This window comes from Nocardioides sp. Root682, from assembly GCF_001427795.1.
Classification (GTDB): Bacteria; Actinomycetota; Actinomycetes; order Propionibacteriales; family Nocardioidaceae; genus Nocardioides.
In genome coordinates this window covers 2,254,911-2,277,120 of sequence record NZ_LMHJ01000001.1, presented here as the reverse complement: position 1 = coordinate 2,277,120, position 22,210 = coordinate 2,254,911, and the positions used below count along the sequence as shown (strand labels likewise).

General features: G+C 70.9%; 22 protein-coding genes. 11 read left to right on the top strand and 11 right to left on the bottom strand.

Annotation, left to right across the window (positions count from 1 at the left end; all coding sequences use genetic code 11):
• Window positions 1-3 precede the first annotated feature (3 nt).
• Window positions 4-1,155, top strand: coding sequence for a hypothetical protein (locus tag ASD84_RS10775; RefSeq protein ID WP_056709893.1), 1,152 nt, complete (start codon window positions 4-6; stop codon window positions 1,153-1,155).
• The gene (locus ASD84_RS10770; protein ID WP_056709891.1) at window positions 1,152-2,378 is read left to right on the top strand and encodes a hypothetical protein; all 1,227 of its coding nucleotides are present in this window, start codon (window positions 1,152-1,154) and stop codon (window positions 2,376-2,378) included. Before ASD84_RS10775 ends, ASD84_RS10770 begins: the two co-directional genes overlap by 4 nt.
• Here ASD84_RS10770 and ASD84_RS10765 read toward each other — a convergent pair.
• Window positions 2,339-3,037, bottom strand: coding sequence for an EcsC family protein (locus ASD84_RS10765; protein ID WP_056709889.1), 699 nt, complete (start codon window positions 3,035-3,037; stop codon window positions 2,339-2,341). The genes ASD84_RS10770 and ASD84_RS10765 overlap by 40 nt on opposite strands.
• Window positions 3,038-3,090: 53 nt before the next feature.
• Between ASD84_RS10765 and aat the strand changes: the two genes are divergently transcribed.
• From aat to ASD84_RS10750, 3 genes are all read left to right on the top strand, one after another.
• A complete protein-coding gene (aat, locus tag ASD84_RS10760; RefSeq protein ID WP_056709887.1) occupies window positions 3,091-3,819 on the top strand; it encodes a leucyl/phenylalanyl-tRNA--protein transferase in 729 nt (242 codons plus the stop codon).
• Window positions 3,816-4,250 carry a hypothetical protein gene (locus tag ASD84_RS10755; protein ID WP_056709885.1) on the top strand — a complete coding sequence of 145 codons (435 nt, stop codon included), beginning with the start codon at window positions 3,816-3,818 and terminating at the stop codon, window positions 4,248-4,250. Before aat ends, ASD84_RS10755 begins: the two co-directional genes overlap by 4 nt.
• A 185-nt stretch (window positions 4,251-4,435) precedes the next feature.
• Window positions 4,436-5,041 (top strand): hypothetical protein, encoded by a 606-nt coding sequence (locus tag ASD84_RS10750; protein WP_056709882.1) that lies wholly within the window; start codon window positions 4,436-4,438, stop codon window positions 5,039-5,041.
• Between the two features lie 6 nt (window positions 5,042-5,047).
• Here the strand turns inward: ASD84_RS10750 and ASD84_RS10745 are convergent, their stop codons facing one another.
• Together ASD84_RS10745 and ASD84_RS10740 are read right to left on the bottom strand one after the other, a co-directional pair.
• Window positions 5,048-5,386 carry a rhodanese-like domain-containing protein gene (locus ASD84_RS10745; RefSeq protein WP_056709880.1) on the bottom strand — a complete coding sequence of 113 codons (339 nt, stop codon included), beginning with the start codon at window positions 5,384-5,386 and terminating at the stop codon, window positions 5,048-5,050.
• A gap of 13 nt (window positions 5,387-5,399) precedes the next feature.
• Window positions 5,400-6,278, bottom strand: coding sequence for an Fpg/Nei family DNA glycosylase (locus tag ASD84_RS10740; RefSeq protein WP_056709879.1), 879 nt, complete (start codon window positions 6,276-6,278; stop codon window positions 5,400-5,402).
• 145 nt (window positions 6,279-6,423) lie between these two features.
• Here ASD84_RS10740 and ASD84_RS10735 point away from each other — a divergent pair, with 145 nt between their 5' ends.
• From ASD84_RS10735 to ASD84_RS10725, 3 genes are all read left to right on the top strand, one after another.
• Window positions 6,424-7,689: an LPXTG cell wall anchor domain-containing protein gene (locus ASD84_RS10735; RefSeq protein WP_056709875.1), complete on the top strand. Its 1,266-nt coding sequence runs from the start codon at window positions 6,424-6,426 to the stop codon at window positions 7,687-7,689.
• Between the two features lie 66 nt (window positions 7,690-7,755).
• Window positions 7,756-8,952, top strand: a complete 1,197-nt coding sequence (locus ASD84_RS10730; RefSeq protein WP_056709873.1) for an ATP-binding protein — start codon at window positions 7,756-7,758, stop codon at window positions 8,950-8,952.
• Between the two features lie 123 nt (window positions 8,953-9,075).
• A complete protein-coding gene (locus tag ASD84_RS10725) occupies window positions 9,076-9,732 on the top strand; it encodes an SHOCT domain-containing protein (RefSeq protein WP_156391754.1) in 657 nt (218 codons plus the stop codon).
• 66 nt (window positions 9,733-9,798) lie between these two features.
• On the opposite strand, the gene ASD84_RS10720 is transcribed toward ASD84_RS10725, so the two are convergent.
• From ASD84_RS10720 to ASD84_RS10695, 6 genes are all read right to left on the bottom strand, one after another.
• Window positions 9,799-10,758 carry a type IV toxin-antitoxin system AbiEi family antitoxin domain-containing protein gene (locus ASD84_RS10720; protein ID WP_056709870.1) on the bottom strand — a complete coding sequence of 320 codons (960 nt, stop codon included), beginning with the start codon at window positions 10,756-10,758 and terminating at the stop codon, window positions 9,799-9,801.
• Between the two features lie 147 nt (window positions 10,759-10,905).
• Complete coding sequence (locus ASD84_RS10715; protein ID WP_056709868.1) at window positions 10,906-12,396, bottom strand: flavin-containing monooxygenase; 1,491 nt, start codon at window positions 12,394-12,396, stop codon at window positions 10,906-10,908.
• Window positions 12,393-12,914: a hypothetical protein gene (locus ASD84_RS10710; protein ID WP_200954487.1), complete on the bottom strand. Its 522-nt coding sequence runs from the start codon at window positions 12,912-12,914 to the stop codon at window positions 12,393-12,395. Before ASD84_RS10710 ends, ASD84_RS10715 begins: the two co-directional genes overlap by 4 nt.
• Window positions 12,911-13,840, bottom strand: coding sequence for a ferritin-like domain-containing protein (locus ASD84_RS10705; protein ID WP_056709866.1), 930 nt, complete (start codon window positions 13,838-13,840; stop codon window positions 12,911-12,913). The genes ASD84_RS10710 and ASD84_RS10705 overlap by 4 nt, the downstream gene beginning before the upstream one ends.
• A 43-nt stretch (window positions 13,841-13,883) precedes the next feature.
• Window positions 13,884-14,702 (bottom strand): SDR family NAD(P)-dependent oxidoreductase, encoded by an 819-nt coding sequence (locus tag ASD84_RS10700; protein WP_056709864.1) that lies wholly within the window; start codon window positions 14,700-14,702, stop codon window positions 13,884-13,886.
• Window positions 14,702-15,700, bottom strand: coding sequence for an alpha/beta hydrolase (locus ASD84_RS10695; RefSeq protein WP_200954486.1), 999 nt, complete (start codon window positions 15,698-15,700; stop codon window positions 14,702-14,704). Before ASD84_RS10695 ends, ASD84_RS10700 begins: the two co-directional genes overlap by 1 nt.
• Before the next feature lie 45 nt (window positions 15,701-15,745).
• Here ASD84_RS10695 and ASD84_RS10690 point away from each other — a divergent pair, with 45 nt between their 5' ends.
• On the top strand, window positions 15,746-16,384 hold the full coding sequence (locus ASD84_RS10690) for a TetR/AcrR family transcriptional regulator (protein WP_056709862.1): 639 nt from the start codon (window positions 15,746-15,748) through the stop codon (window positions 16,382-16,384).
• A gap of 83 nt (window positions 16,385-16,467) precedes the next feature.
• Window positions 16,468-17,619 (top strand): hypothetical protein, encoded by a 1,152-nt coding sequence (locus tag ASD84_RS10685; protein ID WP_056709859.1) that lies wholly within the window; start codon window positions 16,468-16,470, stop codon window positions 17,617-17,619.
• A 188-nt stretch (window positions 17,620-17,807) separates the two neighbouring features.
• Here ASD84_RS10685 and ASD84_RS10680 read toward each other — a convergent pair whose 3' ends face one another.
• Window positions 17,808-18,692 carry an Ig-like domain-containing protein gene (locus ASD84_RS10680; protein ID WP_056709857.1) on the bottom strand — a complete coding sequence of 295 codons (885 nt, stop codon included), beginning with the start codon at window positions 18,690-18,692 and terminating at the stop codon, window positions 17,808-17,810.
• A 113-nt stretch (window positions 18,693-18,805) separates the two neighbouring features.
• Here ASD84_RS10680 and ASD84_RS10675 point away from each other — a divergent pair, with 113 nt between their 5' ends.
• Window positions 18,806-21,709, top strand: a complete 2,904-nt coding sequence (locus tag ASD84_RS10675) for a hypothetical protein (protein WP_056709855.1) — start codon at window positions 18,806-18,808, stop codon at window positions 21,707-21,709.
• On the opposite strand, the gene ASD84_RS10670 is transcribed toward ASD84_RS10675, so the two are convergent.
• The gene (locus ASD84_RS10670; RefSeq protein ID WP_056709852.1) at window positions 21,690-22,196 is read right to left on the bottom strand and encodes a hypothetical protein; all 507 of its coding nucleotides are present in this window, start codon (window positions 22,194-22,196) and stop codon (window positions 21,690-21,692) included. The two genes, ASD84_RS10675 and ASD84_RS10670, sit on opposite strands and share 20 nt — an antisense overlap.
• Window positions 22,197-22,210 lie beyond the last annotated feature (14 nt).

Sequence of the window (22,210 nt, the reverse complement as noted above, 5' to 3'; positions counted from 1 at the left end):
TCCATGAGTGGGCAACAGCGGGCCTGGGGATGGGCCGTTGCACTGCGCGGCGGCAGCACGATCCCCTGGCAGGGCTGGCTGGACCAGGCCGAGCCGGGCGAGGCGGAGCCGTTCGCGACGTACCTCCCGGGGGCCCAGCAGCTCGGCCTGCTGCGGCGCGCGAACGTCGCTGCGCAGGCCGCCGGCCGGACGCTTCCGCGAGCCACCGCCGACCGGATCCTGGCCGCGGGCGTCACCGGCCGCGGTCGTGGTGACCTGCCCGTCCTCGGGGCCGGTGAGCCGGAGCGGTTCGGACCGCGTCCGGTCGACCCGGACGCGTTGCCCGCGCACGAGCTCCTCAGGGTCGCGGCCGGACTGATCGCCGATGACATCGCCGCCATCGAGGAGGCCCCGCCCCAGCGGCGCGGTCTCGCCGAACGGGTCCGTGACGCGCGGCGGCCGCAGCAGGCGCCGTTCGTCGTCGTCGGAGTGCCGTGGCGCGCACGTGCGGTGACCGCCGCGCTGGAGGCGCAGGGTCTGCGCCCCGGTGGGCGCGGCGCAACGGCGTACCTCCTCGCCGACGACCTCGGCGCGGTCGTCGCCGACGCGTGGACCGCCCGAGCCTTCGACCAGGGCGGGCCGACGTGGCAGGAGTTCGTGGAGATCTTCGCGACTGCCGGCCGCCTGCCCCCGCGCGCCGACCTCCCCCGGATGGCCGCCGCAGCGACGCAGCGGTACGGCGCCGACCAGGTCCGGGTCGTCATCGACACGTCGGCGCTGGCGGCCGAGCTCGGTGTCCCCGGGATCCCGGAACCGCCACGGCTCGGCGCGAACGGCGTCGACCTGGTCCGTCGGGTGGGCCAACCGCTCGGTGGCCTGGTGCCGTCCGAGGCACGTCCCCGCCTGCTCCGCGGCGCCCTGGTCGGTCGGCTCGACGGCCGCGGCGGGCCGACTCCGACCGTGCCCCGGAACTGGGAGACCTGGCTCGCGACACAGGCCGAACGCACCCACCACGAGATCGCCGCTGCTGGCTACCCTGTCCTCGGCGATCTCGATCGACTGCTGCCGGGTCCACTCGCGCAGGACACCGTCGAACCGGACGCCACCGAGGTGCTGGCGCTCGCGCTGGGCCTGCTGCTCGATCCTGTGCGCCCGCCCGTGAAGGAGGCAACGTGAGTCGCCGGGTCCTCCTCCATGTCGGGACGCCCAAGACGGGGACGTCGTACCTCCAGGAAGTGCTCTTCCAGAACCGCGACCGGCTCCTCGAGCAGGGTGTGAACTATCCAGCGGACCGCTTCGACGCCCACTTCCTGGCGGCGCTCGACCTGATGCGGCTGCCCTGGGGCGGACTCGAGCAGGAAGCCGTCGGTGCCTGGGACCGACTGGCACAGACCGTCCGCGAGCACGACGGCATCTCGATCATCAGCCACGAGATCCTCGCCACCGCGTCCCGTACCCAGGTCGCTCGCGCGTTGTCCTCCCTCGGCCACGAGCCCGACGGCAGCGGCACCGAGGTCCACCTGATCGTCTCGGCGCGCGACCTGGTCCGCCAGATCCCGGCCGAGTGGCAGGAGAACGTCAAGCACCGGGCGAAGTTCCGGTTCGCGCGTTTCCTCGAGCTGATCCGCGATCCCGAGCGCAGTGACCGCGTGGGTTCGTGGTTCTGGGGCGTGCAGGAGATCCCCGACATCCTGGCCCGCTGGGGAGCGACCATTCCCCCCGAGCGGATCCACATCGTCACGGTGCCGCGTCCGGGCGGGGCACCGGAGGTGCTGTGGCAGCGGTTCAGCGCGGCCTTCGGTCTCGACGACCTGGACCTCGACCTCGGTGCCGACCGCGCCAACGTCAGCCTCGGCGTCCCGGAGACGACGTTGGTGCGCCGCATCAACCGGGCTGCGGCCGGCGACCTGCGTGCCCACCACTACCGCTTCCTGGTTCGCGAGCTGCTCGCGCACCGCACCCTGTCGGCGCGCACCGACTCGCCGCGCCTGGCCCTCCCCCCGGACCAGTTCGACTGGATCGCGGAGCTGACCGAGGACTGGATCGCCGAGCTCTCCGCCAGGAAGTACGACGTCGTGGGGGACCTCGCCGACCTTCGGGGGACCCGGCCGAAGGCTGAGAAGTGGTCCGACCCGGACCGGCCGTCCGAGCGTCAGGTCGCCAGCGCGGCGGTGGATGCGCTGCGTGCGCTGCTGGTCGAGGCCGTCCACCGCGAGAACGAGAACGACCGGCTGCGCGGCGAGATCGAGACCCTCCACCGCGAGCTGGCCGAGGCCCGGGTCACCCGGACCCAGCGGTCGATGGAGCGGACCGTCCAGTGGCTCGAGAACAGCGCCGGCGGCACCAAGGTGCTCGGGGCCTACCGGACGGTGCGGGGCAGGAACTCCCGGTCGGCGTAGCGCCCGACCCGCCACGTGCTCCAGCCGTCCGTGGCTGCGCCGACGGCACCGCCGACGACCGGCACCCGCTTGCCGATGGTCGTGGCCAGCCGCTTCCCGATCACCCGCGAGATCATCTCCGTCGCCAGGGCGGTGGACACGGTGCGGTCGAGGTCCGGGTCGTGGTGGGGCGCGGTGGCGATGGCCATCGGCGGAGCCGGCAGCTTCTTCGACTTGACCATCTTCACCACGGTGTCGTCGCCGAGGATCGCCACGAGGATGGCGTTGCGCACCCGCGGGTCGGCGAGGTCGTAGCCCCGCAGGTGGGCGATTCCGGCCACCATCCGGCACTGGATCAGGGCGAGGCCGGCGATGCTGGCCGGGGCCACGAGGGTGGCGGTGACGAGTCCGCCGAGGTTGGTGGTCAGGCCCTCGACACCGGCGTAGGCGACGTGGTTCTGGATGAGCTCCCGCACGGCCTTGTCGACGTTGCCGTGCTGCTCGCGCAGCTGCGTCTCGGCAGCCTCGGCCGCAGGGTGGAGCGGACCGGCACCGGCGATCGCCCGGTTCAGCGCCTCCCGCACGAACGACTGCGTCAGTCCGGGGGCCATGGTGGTGACCTTCGGCGCGATCCGCCGGGCGGCCTCCACCGCGAGACCCTTCTTGAGACCAGATGCCATGGTTCGATCCTAGTGTCCGCGGCCAGACCGCAGCCGACCGTAGGGTGACTCGCGTGCCCGTCGAACCGCCCCCTACTCCCTGGGAGTTCCCGAGTCGCGCGGACCTTGCGGCCCTTCCGGCCCAGGGACCGGTGGAGGGGTACGACGACGACGGGTCCTCCGACGCCAGCGACCTGGTCGGCATGGGCGCCGACCTCGAACCGGGCACGTTGCTCGCCGCCTACCGGACCGGCCTGTTCCCGATGCCGGAAGGCCGCAGCGTCGGGTGGTGGAGTCCTGCGCGCCGCGGTGTCCTGCCGCTGGACGGGCTCCGGGTCTCGCGATCGCTGCGGCGCTCGGCGCGGCTGTTCGAGATCCGGGTCGACACCGCCTTCGACGACGTCGTCGCCGCCTGTGCCGACCCGCGCCGGCCCCACGGCTGGATCAACAAGCGGATCGCCCGGGCCTACGGCGAGCTGCACCGGCTCGGCTGGGCCCACTCCGTGGAGACGTGGCGCGAGGGCCGCCTCGTCGGAGGCCTGTACGGCGTCGCGATCGGCGGCCTGTTCGCCGGGGAGTCGATGTTCCACCACGAGACCGATGCCTCGAAGGTGGCGCTGCTCGGCCTGGTCGAGGGACTGCGGGCCGACCCGGCCGGTGCTGCGGGTCAGCGCCTGATCGACGTCCAGTGGGCCACCCCCCACCTGCAGGGGCTGGGCGTGACCGAGATCTCGCGGGCGTCGTACGTCGGAAGGCTCGAGGGCTTGCTCAACGTCGCGTGGCCTGACATGTTCTCGCAATGACTTCCATCAAGCGCCCCCTGGCCACTCTCGGTGCCGGCGTCCTGCTGGCCCTCTCCCTGACCGCCTGCGGCGGGGGCTACCCGACCGACGCCTCCTCGAAGGACTTCTGCGGCGGGATCGAGGACGTGGTGACCGCCTCCACCGACCTCAAGGGCGACGAGCCCACCGAGGACGAGTGGAAGAAGATCCAGGGCGCCTACGGCGACCTGGGTGACGTCGGCACGCCCAAGAAGATCAGCGACGACGAGCGCGAGGGCTTCGAGACCGTGGTCGACGTGGTGACCGACCTGGACTACGACGAGGCGAAGAAGGAGTTCGGCGACAAGGGTGGCGAGGACAACCTGCCCGGCGTCTCCGACGAGGAGAACAAGAACGTCGAGAAGTTCTTCACCTACGCCCAGAAGGAATGCGCGGACCAGCTCACCGAGTGACCTGCTGATCTCCTCGCAAACCACTTCGCAGATGGCCGGCCAACCGCCGGCCATCTGTCGTTTTCCGAACCTGTGAATAGTCTGAGATCCGCAGGGCAAGGTGTGGTGGGCAGTTGGCTCACCGCCACTGTCCTGTCCGCGGGCACAGCTCGGTGACCCGTGACTCCAGGAAAGGAATCACCTCGATGACCCCGATCAAGCGCCCCTTGGCTGCAGCAGGTGCCGTTGTCCTGCTTGCCCTCTCGCTCTCCGCCTGTGGCGGTGGCGCTCCGACCGACGCGTCGAAGGACGACTACTGCAAGGCCGTCGGAGACGCCGGCAGCGAGGAGTTCGGCAAGGCGATCACCGACAAGGACTATGACAAGGCCGTCGACCTGATCAAGGAGAGCGCCGACAAGATCGAAGAGGTCGGCACCCCCGACGACATCTCCGACGAGGAGCGTGAGGGCTTCGAGATCCAGCTCGACGCCGTCAAGAGCCTCGATGGCGACGACCTCAAGAAGGCCTTCGAGGCCGAGGACGGCGAGGACCCGTTCGAGGCCGACCTGTCCAAGGACGAGAAGGAGAAGGTCGAGGCGTACAACAAGTACGAGAACGAGACCTGCTCCGACACCGACGACGGCTCCGACCAGGGCTCGGACGACGGTGCCGACGAGGGCTCCGACCCGTCGATCGACCCGTCGGACCTTCCGTCGGACGTCCCGACGGGCCTCCCGAGCGACATCTCGCCCGAGGACCTCGAGAGCCTCCAGGAGGAGCTCGAGAACCTGACGGAGAGCGCCAACCAGTGACCCTGGTCAGATGACGGTGGGCGGCTGGCCGGTGTCGGCAACCATGGCCCGGCCAGCCCGCTCCCACCCGATCATCCCGTCGACCAGGTTCACGGCGTCGTACCCCTGCTGGACGAGGTAGGCGACCGCCCGCGCGGACCTGCCCCCGCCCTTGCACACGATCAGCGCCTGCTCCGGCTCGAGCTCCACGAACTCGCCCAGGCGCCCCGGCAGGTCTCCGAGGGGAATGTGCACGGCACCGTCGATGTGCCCGGCGGCCCACTCGTCGTCCTCGCGGACGTCGAGGACAACGAGGCCCTCGGGCAGCGGGTTCGGCACACCATCGGTCTCGACTGAGGGGATCATGGAACCAGTATCCCTACTTCAGCAGCTTGCTCATCCGCCGGTCGGCGAGCGGCTTCCCGCCGGTCTGGCAGGTCGCGCAGTACTGCAGGCTCGAGTCGGCGAAGGACACCTCGCGGACGATGTCGCCGCACACCGGGCACGGCTTGCCCGTCTGGCCGTGCACGGCCAGGTTGGACTTCTTCTCGGCCTTGAGCTCACTCGCGTGCAGTCCCCGGGAGCGTTCGACGGCATCACCGAGGGTGGTGCGCACGGCGTCGTACAGTGTTGCGAGCTCGTCGTCGGTCAGCCCGTCGGCCGGCTTGAACGGCGACATCCGCGCGGCGTGCAGGATCTCGTCGGAATAGGCGTTGCCGATGCCGGCGATGGTGCCCTGCTGACGGAGCACGCCCTTGAGCTGCTTGCGGCCGGCGTCCTTGAGGATCCCGGCCAGCCGCTCGAGGGTGAACTCGTCGGCGAGGGGATCGGGACCCAGGGACGCGACGCGCGGCACGTCGAGCGGGTCGCGGACCAGGAAGAGCGCCAGTGACTTCTTGGTCCCGGCCTCGGTGATGTCGAGGCCGGGGGTCTGGCCGTCGTGCTCGTCGAGCACGACCCGGACCGCGAGGGGGGACTTCGCGTTCGGTCGCGGCGGCAGCGCGGGGACGTCGTCCTTCCAGCGGATCCAGCCGGCGCGGGCGAGGTGCAGCACGAGATGGAGGCCGCTGGCCTCGATGTCGAGGAACTTGCCGTGGCGTCGTACGTCGTCGACGAGGGCTCCCTCGATCGCGGCGAGGGGCGGGTCGTAGGTCTTCAGGGCGCTGAACGCGGCGATGTGGACCCGGGTGATGGCGCGGCCGGCCAGCCGGCCCCGCAGGTCCAGGGCCAGCGCCTCGACTTCGGGCAGTTCGGGCACGGGATCAGCCTAGAGCGCCGTTCACGCGGCGATCGGGACCTTGTCCCGATTGTGGCCGGCGACAGTGACCTCGGTGGTCCCGGCCGGGTTGGTCGGTCATCGCACTCGGGCGCGACCCACCCCCCCCAAGATCCAGAGGTCCCCCATGAACAAGCGCCTGATCGCCCCGGTCTCCCTCGCTGCCGCCGCCGTCTTCGGCTTCGCGCCGCTCGCACTTGCCGGGGCCGCCCATGCCGCCGACGACGTCACCTGCGGCCAGCCCGCTGTGCCGGCGGTGTACTCGTCCGTCGACCACCCCGCGGTGGTGACCACCATCGGCGAGGTCACCCACGCCGAGTGGCTGTGGCAGCGCGCGGTCCCGACGACCGAGCTCGAGTACACCCGGACCGTCACTCCGGCCCAGGGCACGTGGTCGTGGAGCCGTCAGGTCGACGCGATCGAGCGGGCCTGGGTCCAGACCGTGACCGACCGGGCGTTCGTGCCCGCGATCCCCGAGGTCGGTCACGAGGAGACCCGGGTCGTCGAACCGGCTGTCACGATGACCGAGGCCGAGTTCCTCCAGCAGCAGACCGGCAACCGCCGCTGGGAGGAAGAGGGCTGGAATGCCGGACCGGGTGGCAAGGGCTGGTCCCCGACGGGTGCCACCCGCGTGATCGAGGTGACCCCGGCCGTGACGGTGACCGAGTGGATCGTCGACCAGGCCGCCGTTCCTGCGGTGCCCGAGCTGTCGCACGACGTGACCACGTGGGTTCCTGAGGGCGATGCCGGCCCGGCCGGCTCGAGCTCGACCGGCGACACGCGCGTCGCGAGCACGTCGACGCAGACGACCGAGCTGGCCGACGGTGACACCCCGGCAGGTGCCGGTTGGGTCAAGGGCGCCTTCACGCAGACCGCCGCGGCCACGACCGAAGAGGTCTGGGCCTCGGCCGCTCCTGACGGCTTCACCGCCACGGGTGCCGAGCGTCCGGGAACGCCTTCCGTGGAGAAGACCGACGTCGTGTCGGCGTCCGCGCCCGCCGGCGACGGCTGGTCGCAGGTCGACGGGTCCGCGGTGACCGTGGTCGACGCGGCCGCGCACGACGTCGAGACGGCTGCCGCCTGGACCGAGCTGGTCCTGGTCACGCCGGAGATCCCGGCCACGGCCGCCTGCGTGGACGACACCGACGACACGGACGACGGCACCGACACCGACGACGTCGAGGAGGTCGTGGACACCGGGGACGACCTGGGCGAGGTCGACGGTCTCGGCGACGAGGTGCCCGGCGAGGTGATGGGTGCAACGGATGAGCAGTCCGCTGCGCTCCTCCCCGCGACCGGTGCCCAGGTCGAGCCGTGGGTCCTGGCGCTCGGCGCCGGCAGCGTCCTCGCCGGAGCCGGAGTCCTCTTCAGGGGCCGTCGCCGTACCAGCTGAAGCTGGTCGATCCGACACGCTAGCGGGATCTAAGGCTGAGGCTAGAGATCCCGATAGCGTCGGATCATGGATCCGATCCGCAACCCGTACGCCCCCGGCGCGGGTCAGCGTCCCCCCGAGCTGGCCGGCCGCGACGAGCAGCTCTCGGCGTTCGACGTGGTGCTCGAACGAGTCTCTCGCGGCCGGCCCGAACGCTCGCTGGTGCTGACCGGGTTGCGCGGTGTCGGCAAGACGGTGCTGCTCAACGCGCTCCGGTCGGCGGCGGTCCGCAAGGGCTGGGGGACCGGCAAGCTGGAGGCGCGGCCCGACCAGTCGTTGCGCCGCCCCCTCTCCTCGGCGCTGCACCAGGCAGTGCGGGAGCTCGGTCACCCGGAGGCTTCCGAGGCGGACCACGTGCTCGGCGTGATCCGCTCCTTCGCCCAACGTGACGCGGGTGTGGACGCGAAGCTGCGTGAGCGGTGGAGTCCCGGGATCGACGCACCGGCGGTCCGCGGTCGTGCGGACTCCGGCGACATCGAGATCGACCTGGTCGAGCTGCTCACCGACGTCGGCGGTCTCGCGGCCGATGTCGGCAAGGGCGTCGGCATCTTCATCGACGAGATGCAGGACCTCGGACCTGACGACATCTCCGCGCTCTGTGCGGCCTGCCACGAGCTCAGCCAGAACGGCCTGCCCGTCATCGTCGTCGGCGCCGGCCTGCCGCACCTGCCGGCGGTGCTGTCGGCCAGCAAGTCCTACTCCGAGCGGCTGTTCTCCTACCAGCGCATCGACCGTCTCTCCCGCGACGCCGCGGACCGCGCCCTCGTCGCCCCTGCTGGTGAGGAGGAAGCGGAGTTCACGCCCGAGGCGCTGAGCGCGATGTACGACGCCACCCGTGGCTACCCCTACTTCATCCAGGCCTACGGCCGATCCGTCTGGGACATCGCTCCCCGCACCCCGATCACCGCCGACGACGTCGCGGTCGCGGGACCGGAGGCCGAGCGCGAGCTGGCCGTCGGGTTCTTCGGCTCCCGCTTCGAGCGCGCCACCCCCGCCGAGCGCGACTACCTGCGCGCCATGGCCGACGCCGCGAGCGAGGAGGCCGACGACCCGGTCGGCTCCGTCGCCACGTCCGACGTGGCCGTCGTACTCGGGAAGAAGCCGCAGTCGCTCTCCCCGGCCCGTGACTCGCTGCTCAAGAAGGGGCTCATCTACTCCGGTGAGCGGGGCCGGATCGCGTTCACCGTGCCGCACTTCGGGCGGTACCTGCGTTCACAGGCGTAGCCGCCCCGGTGGTTGAGGTGCGAGCGCAGCTGGCCGGAGCGGTGGTTGAGGTGCGAGCGCAGCTGGCCGGAGCGGTGGTTGAGGTGCGAGCGCAGCGAGCCTCGAAACCCCTACGCTGACCCCGTGAGTCTCGCTCCCGAAGAAGCTCCGCGCCCGCCGTCGTTGCTCCGCGCCGTCCTGCCGATCGTGCTCTTCATGTTCGTCTGCGGCATCGTCGGCCCGATCTTCCTGATCATGGGGCTCGCGATCGAGGACGAGCCGGGCACAGGGTGGCTGCTGCCCACGGGCATCGGCATCACCGCGCTGGACCTGGTGATCGGCCTGACCATCGGCATCAATCGCTACCGGTCGCAGATGAAGAGCTTCGTGCTGAAGCAGAAGGGCCGCCCGGCGCAGGCGCAGGTGCTGTCCTTCGAGCCGACCAACATCGAGATCAACGGCGAACCGCTGATCGCCCTGCGGCTGCGGATCCACGGCAACGACATCGCGCCGTTCGAGGTGGAGAGCAAGAAGATCGTTCCGGCGATGCGGATGCCGTTGCTGTACGCCGGCGAGGTCCCCGTGCTCGTCGACCCCGAGACGCAGGAGTGGGAGATCGACTGGGCCTCGGCGAAGCCGATGACTGCAGCCCCCGCCGCCCCCGCCCCCGCCGTTGCAGCGCCGGTCGACAACCGCACCGCCGGCGAGCGGCTCGCCGAGCTCGACGACCTGCTGCGGCGCGACCTCGTCAGCCGCGACGAGTACGACGCCACGCGGGCCCGGATCATCGCCGAGCTCTGAGGCTCCACCCCGCCACGACCGCAACGGGGTGGATCGCTGTCAGCCCGTGACACCAACCCACCCCGATCAGCTCTGACACCGGGGACACGTGGTCGGCGCGCCCTGCCAGCCGCGTTGCTGGAACAGGATTCCGAGCTTGGCAGCGGTCGAGCACGACCGCGCGAAGACCTGGCCGTAGCCGAGCCGCACGGTGTCCGTGAGCTCGAGCGCAGCGTCGAGGTCGCGCTCCAGGTCACGGTCGCGAGCCGCAGACGAGTCGTGATCGAGCCGCCCGTCGAGCTCGACGATCTGGCGCCACGGTGGCCTTCGGCCGACGTAGAGGACGTCGCGGTACATGCGGCGACCGGCGCCGTCACGGGCAGCGACCTGGCGAAGCCCGCGCGGCAGGCCGTGCGCGCGCTCAACCCGCGTCAGGTAGCCGTGCTCGAGGACCGAACAGGTCCCCTCCGCGACGTCCGCCAGGACGGCGGTCAGCCAGCTCCGACGGGTCACCCGACCCATCGCGGCCAGTTGCTGCTGGAGGCGAAGCGCGGTGGTGCGCCGGCTGCCGCACGCGTCAGCCAGTACGGCGATGGCCCGGAGCTCGTCCGGGGAGCGGTCCGCGAGCTCGATCACGGCGTCGTCGTAGCGTTGCCGCGGCGGGTGCAGGTCGAGCTGGACCGCCTCGTCGAAGCGGCGTGAACGCCGGACCCGGATCCCCTCGACGGCAACCGGCCGCCGCGCATGCGCGACGACGACCTCGATCGGGCCGCGGTCGTCGTGCTGCCGGCGCCCCGGGCCTTCGTGTGCTCGCAGCGCCGACCGGCCGTCGAGCGCGGCCGGCCAGTGGAACAGCACGGCAGCCCACGCACGCTGGCGCCAGGTGAGCGGTCCGGTGTGGTCGACGTACACCCCCGGATGGACCGTGACCCACTCACGTCGCCGAAGCAGCCGCCTGATGGTGGTCGGCGGGCAACCGGCAGCAAGGGCCTGGCGTCGCGCGATCACCCCGTCCTGAATGGACAGCAGGTGCCTGATCTCTTCCATGGCAACCAGGCGTCCCCGCCCAGCCGGACGCTGACACCTGCGCCGGTGGCGCCTGTGGAGAGGAGCGGAAAAGGGGCCTGACACGCAACGGGGTGGATCGCTGTCAGCCCGTGACAGCAACCCACCCCGATCAGGTGTGAGGTCCGCTCAGCTGCTGAACGCGTAGTTGTCGAGCGGGAAGCGCCGGCTGGTCCACATGGTCTCCAGCGTCGTGGCCGCCCGGAACGGTACGTCGCCGTTGGCGTCGAAGTAGTAGCTGTTGGCCTGGCTGCAGGAGTCCTGGAAGAACACCTGGTGCTTGCGGCGGCCCATTGCCTGCTCGAGGTAGCGCGCGTTTGCCTCGGGCGTGACCTCGACCCGGGTCGCCCCGTCGCGGCGGGCCCGTTGCAGGCACCGCAGGATGTGGGCGGTCTGCGTCTCGATGAGGTTGAAGTACGACGATCCGTTGTAGCCGTACGGGCCGAGGATGGTGAAGAAGTTGGGAAACCCGGGCACGCTCACGCCCTGGTAGGCCTGGAAGCGGTTCTCCTCCCACCACTTCTCCAGGTCCAGGCCCTCGGCTCCGCGCACCGTGAACGGCGGCATGTTGCCCTTCTCGAACACCTTGAAGCCGGTGGCGAGGACCAGGGTGTCCACCTCGTGCTCGGTGCCGTCGGTCGTGCGGACGCCGTTCGCCGTCACTGCGGCGATGCCGGACGTCTCGAGCGTGACGTTCGCACGGTTGAACGCCGGCAGGTAGGCGTTGGAGAAGCTGGGCCGTTTGCAGCCCAGGGCGTACCGAGGAGTGAGCTTGTCCCGGACCTCCGGGTCACGCACCGCCTGGCGCAGGTAGGTACGGCCGATCCGCTCGCCCACCGCCGCGATCGGGACGATCCCCGCGAAGTGGGCGGCCACGGGGAAGGTCGCCTCCACGAACGACTGGCTGGCCAGCCGGGCGACCCGTCGGGCACCGGGGACCAGCCGCAGCCCGGCGCGGGCGGGACGCGGCAACGGGGCGTCGGGCTTGGGCAGGCACCAGATGGGCGTGCGCTGGAACACCGTGAGGTGCTCCACCTGCTCCGCGATGCGGGGAATCGCCTGCACCGCGGAGGCGCCCGTCCCGATCACCGCGACCCGGCGGCCCGTCAGGTCGACGTCGTGGTCCCAGCGCGCGGTGTGCATCACCGTGCCGGCGAAGTCGGCCAGCCCGTCGATGTCCGGCAGCTTCGGCTGGGTCAGCACGCCGGTGGCACTGACCACGTGCCGTGCGGTGATGACCTCGCCCCGGTCCGTGTCGAGCCGCCAGAGGTGGGCGTCGTCGTCGAAGGTCGCCGAGACGACACTCGTCCGCAGGCGCGTACGACGCCGGACGTCGTACTTGTCCACGCAGTGCTCGGCGTACGCCTTGAGCTCGCGGCCGGGCGCGTAGACGCGCGACCAGCCCGACATCTGCTCGAAGGAGAACTGGTAGCTGAACGAGGGGATGTCGACCGCGACGCCCGGATAGGTGTTCCAGTGCCAGGCGCCCCCGAGGCCGTCACCGGCCTCGAGGAGCAGGTAGTCGGAGAAGCCGGCCTTGTCGAGGAGGATGGCGGCACCGATGCCGGAGAAGCCGCCGCCGATGATGACGACCTCGTGGGCAGGGGTTTCGACGGTCATGCGGGGACGTCCTCTCGGGAGCTGGCGGTGGCGAACACGGACGAGGTGCCGAGGACGATGCAGTCGACGCGGTGCTCGATGCCCTCGGCGCTGCGGACCCCGTCGGGCACGAAGGCGTACACCGGCCAGGTGATCAGGGTGCAGCCCGGCTGACGCAGCGCGGCGTAGTACCGCCCGTCGACGCGGGGACGACGGGTGTTGAAGCGGCCGTCGGGGGTGAGGCGGCGACGGGTCCACGGGTCGGGGACCGACCACCGCAGGCTCAGGCGGGCGGCCGGTCGTGCGAGCAGCCGGGGGAGCGGCAGGTGCCACGCGACGAGCCAGTCGGGCTCCTCCTGGAACACCTTGACCGACCGTGCCGTGCGGACCACGTCCGGCACGATCAGCGCTGCCTCGCGGCCCGGAGCGAGTACGGCGACGCGCAGGCCGGTGAAGCTTCGCCCGCGCCACTGCCCGCCCTGCAGCAGGAGGCCGTCGTAGTCGGCGGCGCTGGCCGTGGTGCTGGTCACGGCACTCACGACGCGATCGGTTCGTGGGTGAGCTCGTCGACCCAGGCCTGCGGCTTGCCCAGGAGCCGCGCGGGGACCAACGAGGTCAGCCGGACCATGGGGTCGGCCAGCAGGCGGTGGTACGGCGAGGTGCGGTCGACCACCATCGCTGCCTGGGCGCGGAGCACGTGGTACGCCGGGATCCGCTGGGTGAAGTCGCCACGCGAGCCGATCGTGGCGAACCTCTTCACCGCGTTGTAGAGCTTCTGCTCGGGCAGGCCCATCGCCACGATGTTGTCGCGCATCTTGTTGATCAGCGGCACGAACACCACGATCAGGCCGAGCACGACCTGCGGCTTGAGCAGGGCGACGGACTCGATGACGAGCTTGTGCAGGGGCCCGGCGCCGATCAGCTCCAGGACCTGGAAGTCGACGGTGATGTGCCGTGCCTCGTCGGAGTTGATGTGGCGGAACACCTGGTGGCAGACCGGGTCACTGACCTCGTCGAGGAGGAACTTCACGAGAGCGCCGTCCAGCGCGCACTCCAGCAGCGGGATCAGGGTCGCCAGGCCGGTCAGGGGCAGGCCGTCGCCGTACTCGTCGAGGACCTTGATCGCGAGCTTCACGTTGATGTTCGGCTCGGGTGGCGTGCCGTCCTCGTCGAGCATCCCCCAACGCTTCATCAACGCAAGCTCGGCGTTCGCGTGCTTCTGCTCCTCGGCGTGGAAGTACTCGTAGATCCGCCGGATCGTGGGGGTCGGCGCCTTGGTGGCGAGGGAGGCGAAGCCGCGTGCGCCGACGTGCTCGATCCACACGAGGTCGGCCATGAACGGCTTCATCTTCGCGCGGAGCTCGTCGGTCACGGTCTCCGCGCCGGGGGCGTCCCAGTCGATGTCGGCCAGGGACCACTGCTTGTCCTTGATGGTCTGCAACATGGCGTCGAAGTCGAAGCTCATCGTCGAGTCCTCTCGTGGTGGGGCGGGCGTCATGCGTCGGGTGTCACTCGTCGGGGACCAGGCGGCCCAGCAGCCCGGCCGCCCGGGTGTACGGCGCCGGCAGCAGGCGCTTGGTGCGCCACAACAGCTGCGCGTCGAGCTGGGGGACGACGTACAACCGGCCCCGGTCGTGGGCGTTGAGGGTCGTGCGGGCCACGCGGTCCGCGGAGAAGCCCCCCACGGCGGCGATCCTGCGGGCCATCCCTGCAGCGCCGGGCTCGATCAGCTCGCCGCCGAAGATGTTGGTCTTCACGAAGGTGGGGCAGAGCACCGTCACGGCGACGCCGGTGCCGTTCAGCTCGGCCGCCAGGGTCTCGGACAGGCTGACCACTCCTGCCTTGCTCACGTTGTAGGCACCCATCCGCGGGGCCGCGGTGAAGCCGGCGGCCGAGGCCACGTTGATCACGCCGCCCCGTCCCGCCTCGCGCAGGGTGGGGACGAACACGTGGCAGCCGTGGATGACGCCCCACAGGTTGACCGCGATGGTGTGCTGCCAGTCGGCCAGCGGCGCGTCACCCACGACGCGGCCGCCGGCGCCGATGCCGGCGTTGTTGATGACGACGTGGGGTGCGCGGTCGAGCCAGTGGAGCGCCTCGTCGTGGAGGGCCTGCACCTGCGCCACGTCGGCGACGTCGCACAGCACCGGCAGGGCCTCACCGCCAGAGCCTTCGATGAGCGCCACGGTCTCCTTCAGGCCAACTTCGTCGACGTCCGCGCACACGACGCGGCCTCCACGGCGGGCCAGCTCTCGGGCGAACGACCGCCCGATCCCGCTCCCGGCTCCGGTCACCACTGCTCCGGCATCGTGGGTACGACGGCTCATCACGCCTCCTTCACCAGGGTCAGTGCGCTGCGACGGCCCTGCGCCTCGAGCTCGGCGTCGACGAAGGCAGCAGCGCGGGCAAGGGCCCGGTCCGCCTCGGGAACCAGGCGCGGGAGCGCCTGGAAGACGTGCATCTGGCCGGGCCACACCTCGAGCTCGCACCTCGAGCCGGCCGAGTCGAGGCAGCGCGCGAGCTCGACCGCGTCGGCGGCGAGCATCTCGCGGCCACCGGCCTGGACCAGCGTGGGTGGGAAGCGGTCCGCGCCGTCGAAGGTGAGGCGCCGTCGCGGCGCCCGGCTCTCGCCGGCGACGTACAGGTCGACCAGGCGGGCGGCCTTGGCGGAGGAGGTCATCGGGTCGGGCCGCATCCGTTCGCGGGCGGCCGCCAGCGACATGCTCAGGTCGAGCACGGGGGAGAAGGCGACGAGAGCGGCAGGCGAGGTCCGGCCCTCGCGGACCAGCTCGAGAGCGAGGTCGACGGCCAGGTGACCGCCGGCCGAGTCGCCCGCCAGCACGATCCGTTCGGGTGCGTGGCCCTCGCCGATCAGCCAGTCGTACGCCGCGCGGACGTCGTCGGCGGCGCTGGGGAAGCGGTGTGACGGAGCCAGCCGGTAGTCGCACGAGAACACGGGGAGCCCCGTCCTCGCCGAGAGGCGCGTCGTGATGCCGCGGTGGGTGCGGGCGGAGCAGATCGCGTAGCCACTTCCGTGGATGTAGAGCACCACGGCGTCGTCACGGTCGGCCCCGGGCGCGCGCACCCACTCGCCGCGGGGTGTGGGGCCGGTTTCTGCTGGCCTGGTGACGCGCACGATCCGGCTGCCACGGACAGGTGGGCCGAAGGCAGCCATGCAGGTCGCGACCAGCCCGCGGGTGAAGCGGATGCCGTGGCGGTTCATCGGGATCGCGAGGGTGAGCGGGCGCAGGGTGACGGAGGTCAGGTCTGCGGCCACCTTGCTGCGGAGGGAGCCACGTCGTCGGGACTCAATCTGAAGGCGCATGCCATCAGATTGCATTCTGAGGGCACCTGCCGTCAAGATGTTCCTGTGCAAAGTTCACCCGCCCCGCGCCGCAGCTACGGCGGCAAGTCGGCCGAGCAGCGTCGTACCGAACGACGCGAGACGCTGGTGGCGGCCGCCCTGGAGATGTGGCAGGAGAGCGGCTGGGCCGCGGTGACGATGCGCGGGGTCTGCGCGCGCGCCGGGCTGACGGACCGCTACTTCTACGAGAGCTTCGCCGACCGGGACGCGCTGCTGGCCACGCTCTGGGACCAGATGCGCGACGAGACCCTGATGATGCTGCTGGCCGCGATCACACCCCACGCGAACGGGGACCCGATCGCGCAGCTCGATGCCGCGGTGGTGGCCGTCGTCCACCACATCGGGGACGAGCCCCGGCGGGCCCAGATCATCTTCGGCGACCACGCCGGCAGCGCCGTGCTCGAGCAGCGTCGACGCGACACCATCCAGATGGCCGTGGACCTGCTCATCGACCTCGCCCGGCCCTACCTGCGCGAGGACGTCGACGAGGTGGCGTTCCGGGTGAGCGTCCTCGTCGGGATCGGCGGCTTCGTGGAGACGGTGCTGGCGTGGCAGTCCGGGCTGATCACCGCCGACGCGGACACCCTGGCCCGGCACCTCACGGGCGTGGGTGCCGGTCTGGCGCCCCAGTTCCTGCGCCCCTGACGCGGTCTGGTCCCGGGCGGCGGCAACCAATTCGCGAGTTCGGGCATCAGAGCAGACAGAATCCCCGTGATGAAGGACCTGCCATGAACCGCCTCACCATCGTTGCCCTCACCGCCGCTGCCGTCCTCGGATCGGCGGGCGGGGTCGGGCTCGCTGTCGCCACCGGCGGGGACGACGACAGCGCCGGGCGGGACGACGTACGGACGACCTCGACTGCGGACGACAGGTCGGACTCCGGGGCGATTGGGCCCACGGACGGACCGTCCTCCCCGGTGGACGAGGGCGGCGTGCTCTTCTACTACGCCGACGGTGCGATCCACGACGGCAACCAGTCCGTCGCGGTGCCGACCGGGGTCGGCACCGGCGACGTCGTCGCGCTCCAGCGGGTCAAGGGTGGGTGGCTGTTCGTCGAGGGCGCCGAGGACGACAGCGGGGACCCGTTGCGGATCGGCACCTTCATTGCCACCGACGGCACCAGCTGGCGCATCGGTGAGTGGCGCGGCCTCTGGGACGTCTCGTCCGAACGCGACCGGGTCGTCTACGGCAACGGGGTGAGCTGGAAGGTCGCCGAATTCGCGACCCGCAAGGCCTCGCCGCTCGACGTCATCGACGGCCCCGGCGAGGAGCACGAGTACATGGTCGGCAGCGACACCCTGCCCGGGATCTCCATCTCCGGGACCGGCGTGCTGACCGGTTGGCTGAAGGACGGCGACCACCTGATCGCCGACACCGACACCGATCACTGGGCGCACGCGTTGCTCGCCCTCCCGCGCGACATCGACGTCCCCATCACGTCCGCCAACGGGAAGTACGCCAACGGCAACACCGAGAACCCCGACTACGCCCCGGACAACCCCGTCGGCTCCTGCCTGACCGGCGGCCGGCTGGACGCCGTCGAGCAGTGGTGGGAGCAGTGCGAACGTCGCGCGGCCTCCACGACGCCGTACTCCAGCGACGGCGAGCAGCTCCTCGTCGGCATCGCCACCGGAGACGGTCCGTCCCCGTCGAACCTGGAGGTCCTCGACCCGACGACCGGCAAGCTCCTGCACGAGATCGACCCGGGCAAGGGGACCTACCTGCTCGGTGCGGAGTGGGCCAGCGACGGCACCGTCGTCACGTTGACCGGGCTCGACAGCACTCCGGCGCTGTCGATCAACCGGTGCCGCGTCGACAAGGGGACGTGCACGCCCGTGCTGGACGTCGAGGGCACGGTCGTCCTCGGGTCCGCGACCTGAGCCTCGCCTGCCTCTGGTTGCGGGGCTCTTGGCGCGGCCGGGCGGTGCTGTAACACGCTGTCCGCCCCACTACGCGCCCCGTGTCAGTGGTAGGCGCCCGTCACAGCGCCGGTTTTGCGACGTGATGGGGCGGCCAGTGGAGCGGACAGCGTGTTACAGCCCCTCGCCCAGCCGAGTCCGCAGCCCCATCAGTCCTTCGAGCAGTAGACCGAGAACGCGCCGTCCCTGGTGATCGAACCGGCCTTGTTCGTCACCGTCACCGAGACGCTGAAGTCGCCGCTGGTGTTCGACCCGTAGAGGTCGGCCTGCTTGAACGTCGCGGTGAAGACGCCGCCGCTGATGCTGCCGCCGACGTCCTTGCTGAGGTTCGTGCGGTAGACACGGGCCGATCCGCTGGTCGCCCCGGAGACGTTCGCGCGGACGGTGATGTTCCCCGTGCAGGCGGCGATGGTCGGGCCGACCTGGTTGGGCGTGACGGTCACGGCCCCGAGCGTCGGCGGCGTTGCCTGAGGGGTCGGCTTCTCCGTCGGCTTCTGGGTCGGCTTCTTCGTCGGCTTGGGCTCGGGCTTCGGTTCGGCGGTCGGGCTGGCGCTCTCCGATGGCGACGCCGACTCACTCGGCGTCTCGGTCGGGCTGGGCTTCTCCGACGGCTTCTCGCTCGGCGTCGGGGTGGGCTCATCGGCCGGAGCGGGGTCGACGGGAGCGCCGACGTACACCAGGCGCTGGGCCGAACGGGTTGCCGCGCCACCTTCCTGGGTGACGACCAGGACGTGCTGGCCCGCGGCGGCGTCCCACTCGAACGTCGCGTAGACGAGCTTGCCGGTGCGCTTCAGGTCGGTCGCCGTGGAGACCTCCTTGCCGTCGACACTCAACACCAGCGCATCGATCTCGTCATCGGCCGTTGCGTGCGCGCTGACCGTGATCGGGCCGGGCTCCAGCCTCGCTTCGGCGAGCGGACCGTCGATCCAGACATCCGGCTCACCGGCGGCAGCAGAGAGATTCAGGCCGACGGCGATGGCGCCCACGCCGACGGCAGCTGCCAGACCCGAGGCCGCAGCGGAGATCCAGCCCATGGGCCGACGGTAGGCGTCGCGGCGGCCCCATGGCCAAGGCTTGCGGTGTCACATCGGTGTCATCTGCGCTGGGGGCGGTGCCGCGCAGTGCTGTGATTGCCTAGGTTCGCGACATGACTCGTCGGGTCGGGATCTGGCTTGCCCATGTCGTCGCCTGGTCCCTGCTGGTGACCGGTGTGACGGTGCTGTACCTGCGCCATCAGGACGTGAAGGACGACGGGGCAGCCGAACCCAGTGCAGCGAAGTACGCGAGCATGCCGTTCGCGAGCACGCTCTCCCTGGACGGTGCCGGTCAGGGCATGGTCGGCTCGACCTTCCGGTTCTCGGCCGAGGGCTTCAGCAACGCGGGCATCGCAGCCGTCACGTTGTACGACGGCGCGCGGGTCATCGACACCGTGGCTCCCGGCGGTTCGGGCCAGATCCCCCTCGTGCTGCCCGCACTGAGCGTGGGCCGGCACACCGTTCACGCCGCCGTGACCGACAAGGACGGCAAGGTGTCGCAGACGGCGCCGGTGCAGGTGCTCGTCGGCGTGGCTCCCGGCAAGGACGACGTGCCGGTGGAGGTGCCGACGCTGCCGGACGAGACACTCGACGACGTCGCCACGCGGATCGGCGTACCTGCGACGAACCTGCTGGTCGACCGCAAGGTCGTCCGGGCGGGCCAGCCGATCCCGATCGGCACGCACGTGTTCGCGACCATCCCGCCCGACGCCGGCGTCGGCCTGCTGACCGGCAACAGTCCGGTGATCACACCGGGCGCCGCCGCAGGCGACTTCGAGCTCACGGCATCGCTGGACGATGCGGGCGGGCCCTGTGCCGTGGTCCTGGAGACGAGCGGAGCCAAGGGCGAGGTGACCTTCTACCGGGCCGGTGGGACGAGTGCCGGCTGGGTCCAGTTCGGCAAGCCCAAGGCCAACGGCTGGACCGCAGGGATCGACCTTGCGCCCGGCACCCACGTGTTCTTCGCGCGATCGGGGGGACTCGACTCGAACCAGGTCTCGGTCGTCGTGCCCGAGTCCTGTGCTGCGTCGTCCGGTTGGACTGGCGATGCGTCGATCGTGGACGGCGAGCTCATCCTGCCGCCGGGCACGACCGGCTCGGTGTTCCTGCTCCTGTCGGTCGACGGCCAGACCTGGCAACGCCTGCCCGCCTCGCAGGACGAGCTGATCGCCGTCGGAGAGCGGACGTCGATCGCGCACCTGCTGCCGGCACTGGCGGGCAACCGGCTCCAGCTGCAGGTCATCCGGATCACGGAGGCCAGTGCCCTCACGGTCGCCTCCGGTGAGCTGGTCCTCGACAGCGACAGGACCATCGCTTCGGTGATCGGCGAGCCGTCTGCCCTTTCCCTGTCCGTCAAGGGCCCTGACGGGCCGACCAACGGCATCCAGCTGGCGTCCGAGGACAAGAGCCTCGACTTCACCTGGACCGGCGCGTCGAAGGCCACCACCCGGGTCCGCTGGCAGGTTCTCAGCTCGGTCTCGGGATCCGGCAACCTGAGTCTCAACCCACCCGGCCTGCTGGCGTCCGGGGTGTCCGAGGTGTCCGGCGATGGCGCCGACGGCGGGGTGTCGGGCACGTTCACGATCAACACCGCTGACCTGCCGCGCGCCGACAAGCCAGCCGCTGGCTCCGGCAAGGGGACGGGCGGCACGGCGCTCGCGCTGAAGCCGCTCTCGCTCGGCGGGCCGCTCAGCGACAAGCCTGACTTCGCGTCGATCGTTCCGGTGAGTGACCTCGATGTCGTCGCACCGCCGGTCGAGCTGCCGGTGGAAGGCAGCACCGTCCACGTCCGGGTCGTCGCCGTCGAGGGGCCGGCAGCAGCAGCGCCGAGCGTCTTCCTGACCTTGCCGCACCACCAGTCGGCCACGGGCGGTGTGGACTTCAACGTCAACAGCGTCAAGGTGGACGTGGGCCGGGCGCCGAACCCCAAGTACGCCGGCTGCCTGGACGTGAAGGTGCCGTGGGGGCCGGGCGGGTTGCCGTTCCCCAGCACCGCGAACCTGTCGCACGAGGCCTTGCTTGCCTACGGCATGAGTCGCCTCTACCAGGTCCCGGGGAGCTACTGCCCCGGGGCATTCCCGCCTCCCAAGGCCTGCGATGAGTGGTACTGCAAGGTCGGCAGGTTCATCCGCGACGCGGCAGGTGTCGTGGTCGGCGTGGTGGTCGAGCTCTACTCCCTGGTCTCCCACGCGTACAACTCCGTGATCAGCACAGTGGTCGACGTGCTGACCCAGCTGAACCCGGTCTGTGCCGTGTTGGGTGCTGCCGGTGAAGGCGAGGCAGCGAAGGACTGTACGACGGTCACCGGCTACGCCACGAACGCCGCGATCACGGCCGTGCTGGCCTCGGTGGGACTCCCGCCGTCGCTGCCGTCGGGTGAGGAGCTCGAGGCGATCGCCGCCGGCGAGCTGGACAAGCTCGCGGTCATCGCGATGAAGCAGTTCGGCGTCCCGTGCGACACCGTGAAGGCGCCGGCCGGGTTCGACGACGCGCTGGAGGTGGCAGGGGACCAGCTGAACGCCCCGGTGATCGCCGCAGCAGCCGACCCGTGCGCGGCGGTGGCGCACCTGCTCATTGGCACCGTGGCCACGGCTGCGAAGGCCAGTGCCCAGGAGTCCGCTGCCGCCGCCAGCGGCCTGCCCTACGTTCCCGGTATTGCCGGATTCACGATGACGCCCGATCCGCGAAGCGCGACCGACCCGCTCAAGGTCGAGGTGTCACTCACCGTGCGGGACACGGACGCTGACACCACCGGGTTGGTGTGCACCGTGCGGGTCCGCAAGGCGGATCGCCCCGGAAACCAGGACATCGGGCCCTACTGGACGTTCACCATTCCTCTCGAGCCGGTCGGCAACGGCCGCACCTTCAAGGGGGCCGGCGGGTCCTATCCGCACGCGTCTCCGAGCGCCCTGACGGCAGGGACGACCTACGACGTCGACGTGCGCGAGGAGCAACCGACGGGCTGCCGGTTCGCGGACCAGACGCAGACGGTGTCGCTCAGAGCGCCGGACCAGTGACGGCGAGCAGGCGGGCGCGGCCGCGCCGCAACATCCGGTAGTACGTCGAGCGGCTCATGTGCAGGTCGCGGTGGGCCAGCTGGTGGCCGGCCGCGTCGAAGTAGCCCCGCACGAAGGTCGCGTGCAGCAACCGCTCGGACGGCGACGTGCCGAAGCAGGCGTCGACCTGGTCGCGGATCAACCGGCGTACCACCCGTAGCCGGGTGGCCAGGTCGCCGTCGCCGACCTGGCTCAGCGGGCACGCGGCGAGCCATTCGTCGTCGCGGTAGTGGCGCACGGCGTCCAGGAGCTCGTCGCCAGCCAGCTGGGACGCCGCACCGTGCCACCCGGTGAACAGCGCGACGAGGGCGTCGGCTGCCAGTTCAAGACGCTGTGGGTCGATGTCGCCGAGGATCTCGTGGAGGCGTGCGTGGACCTCGGAATGAAGGGTCCCCTCCAGTGCGAGCCCGACAGGTGAGTCGGCTTCGTCGACTGGAGCAGTGGTCATGACACCAGCATGAC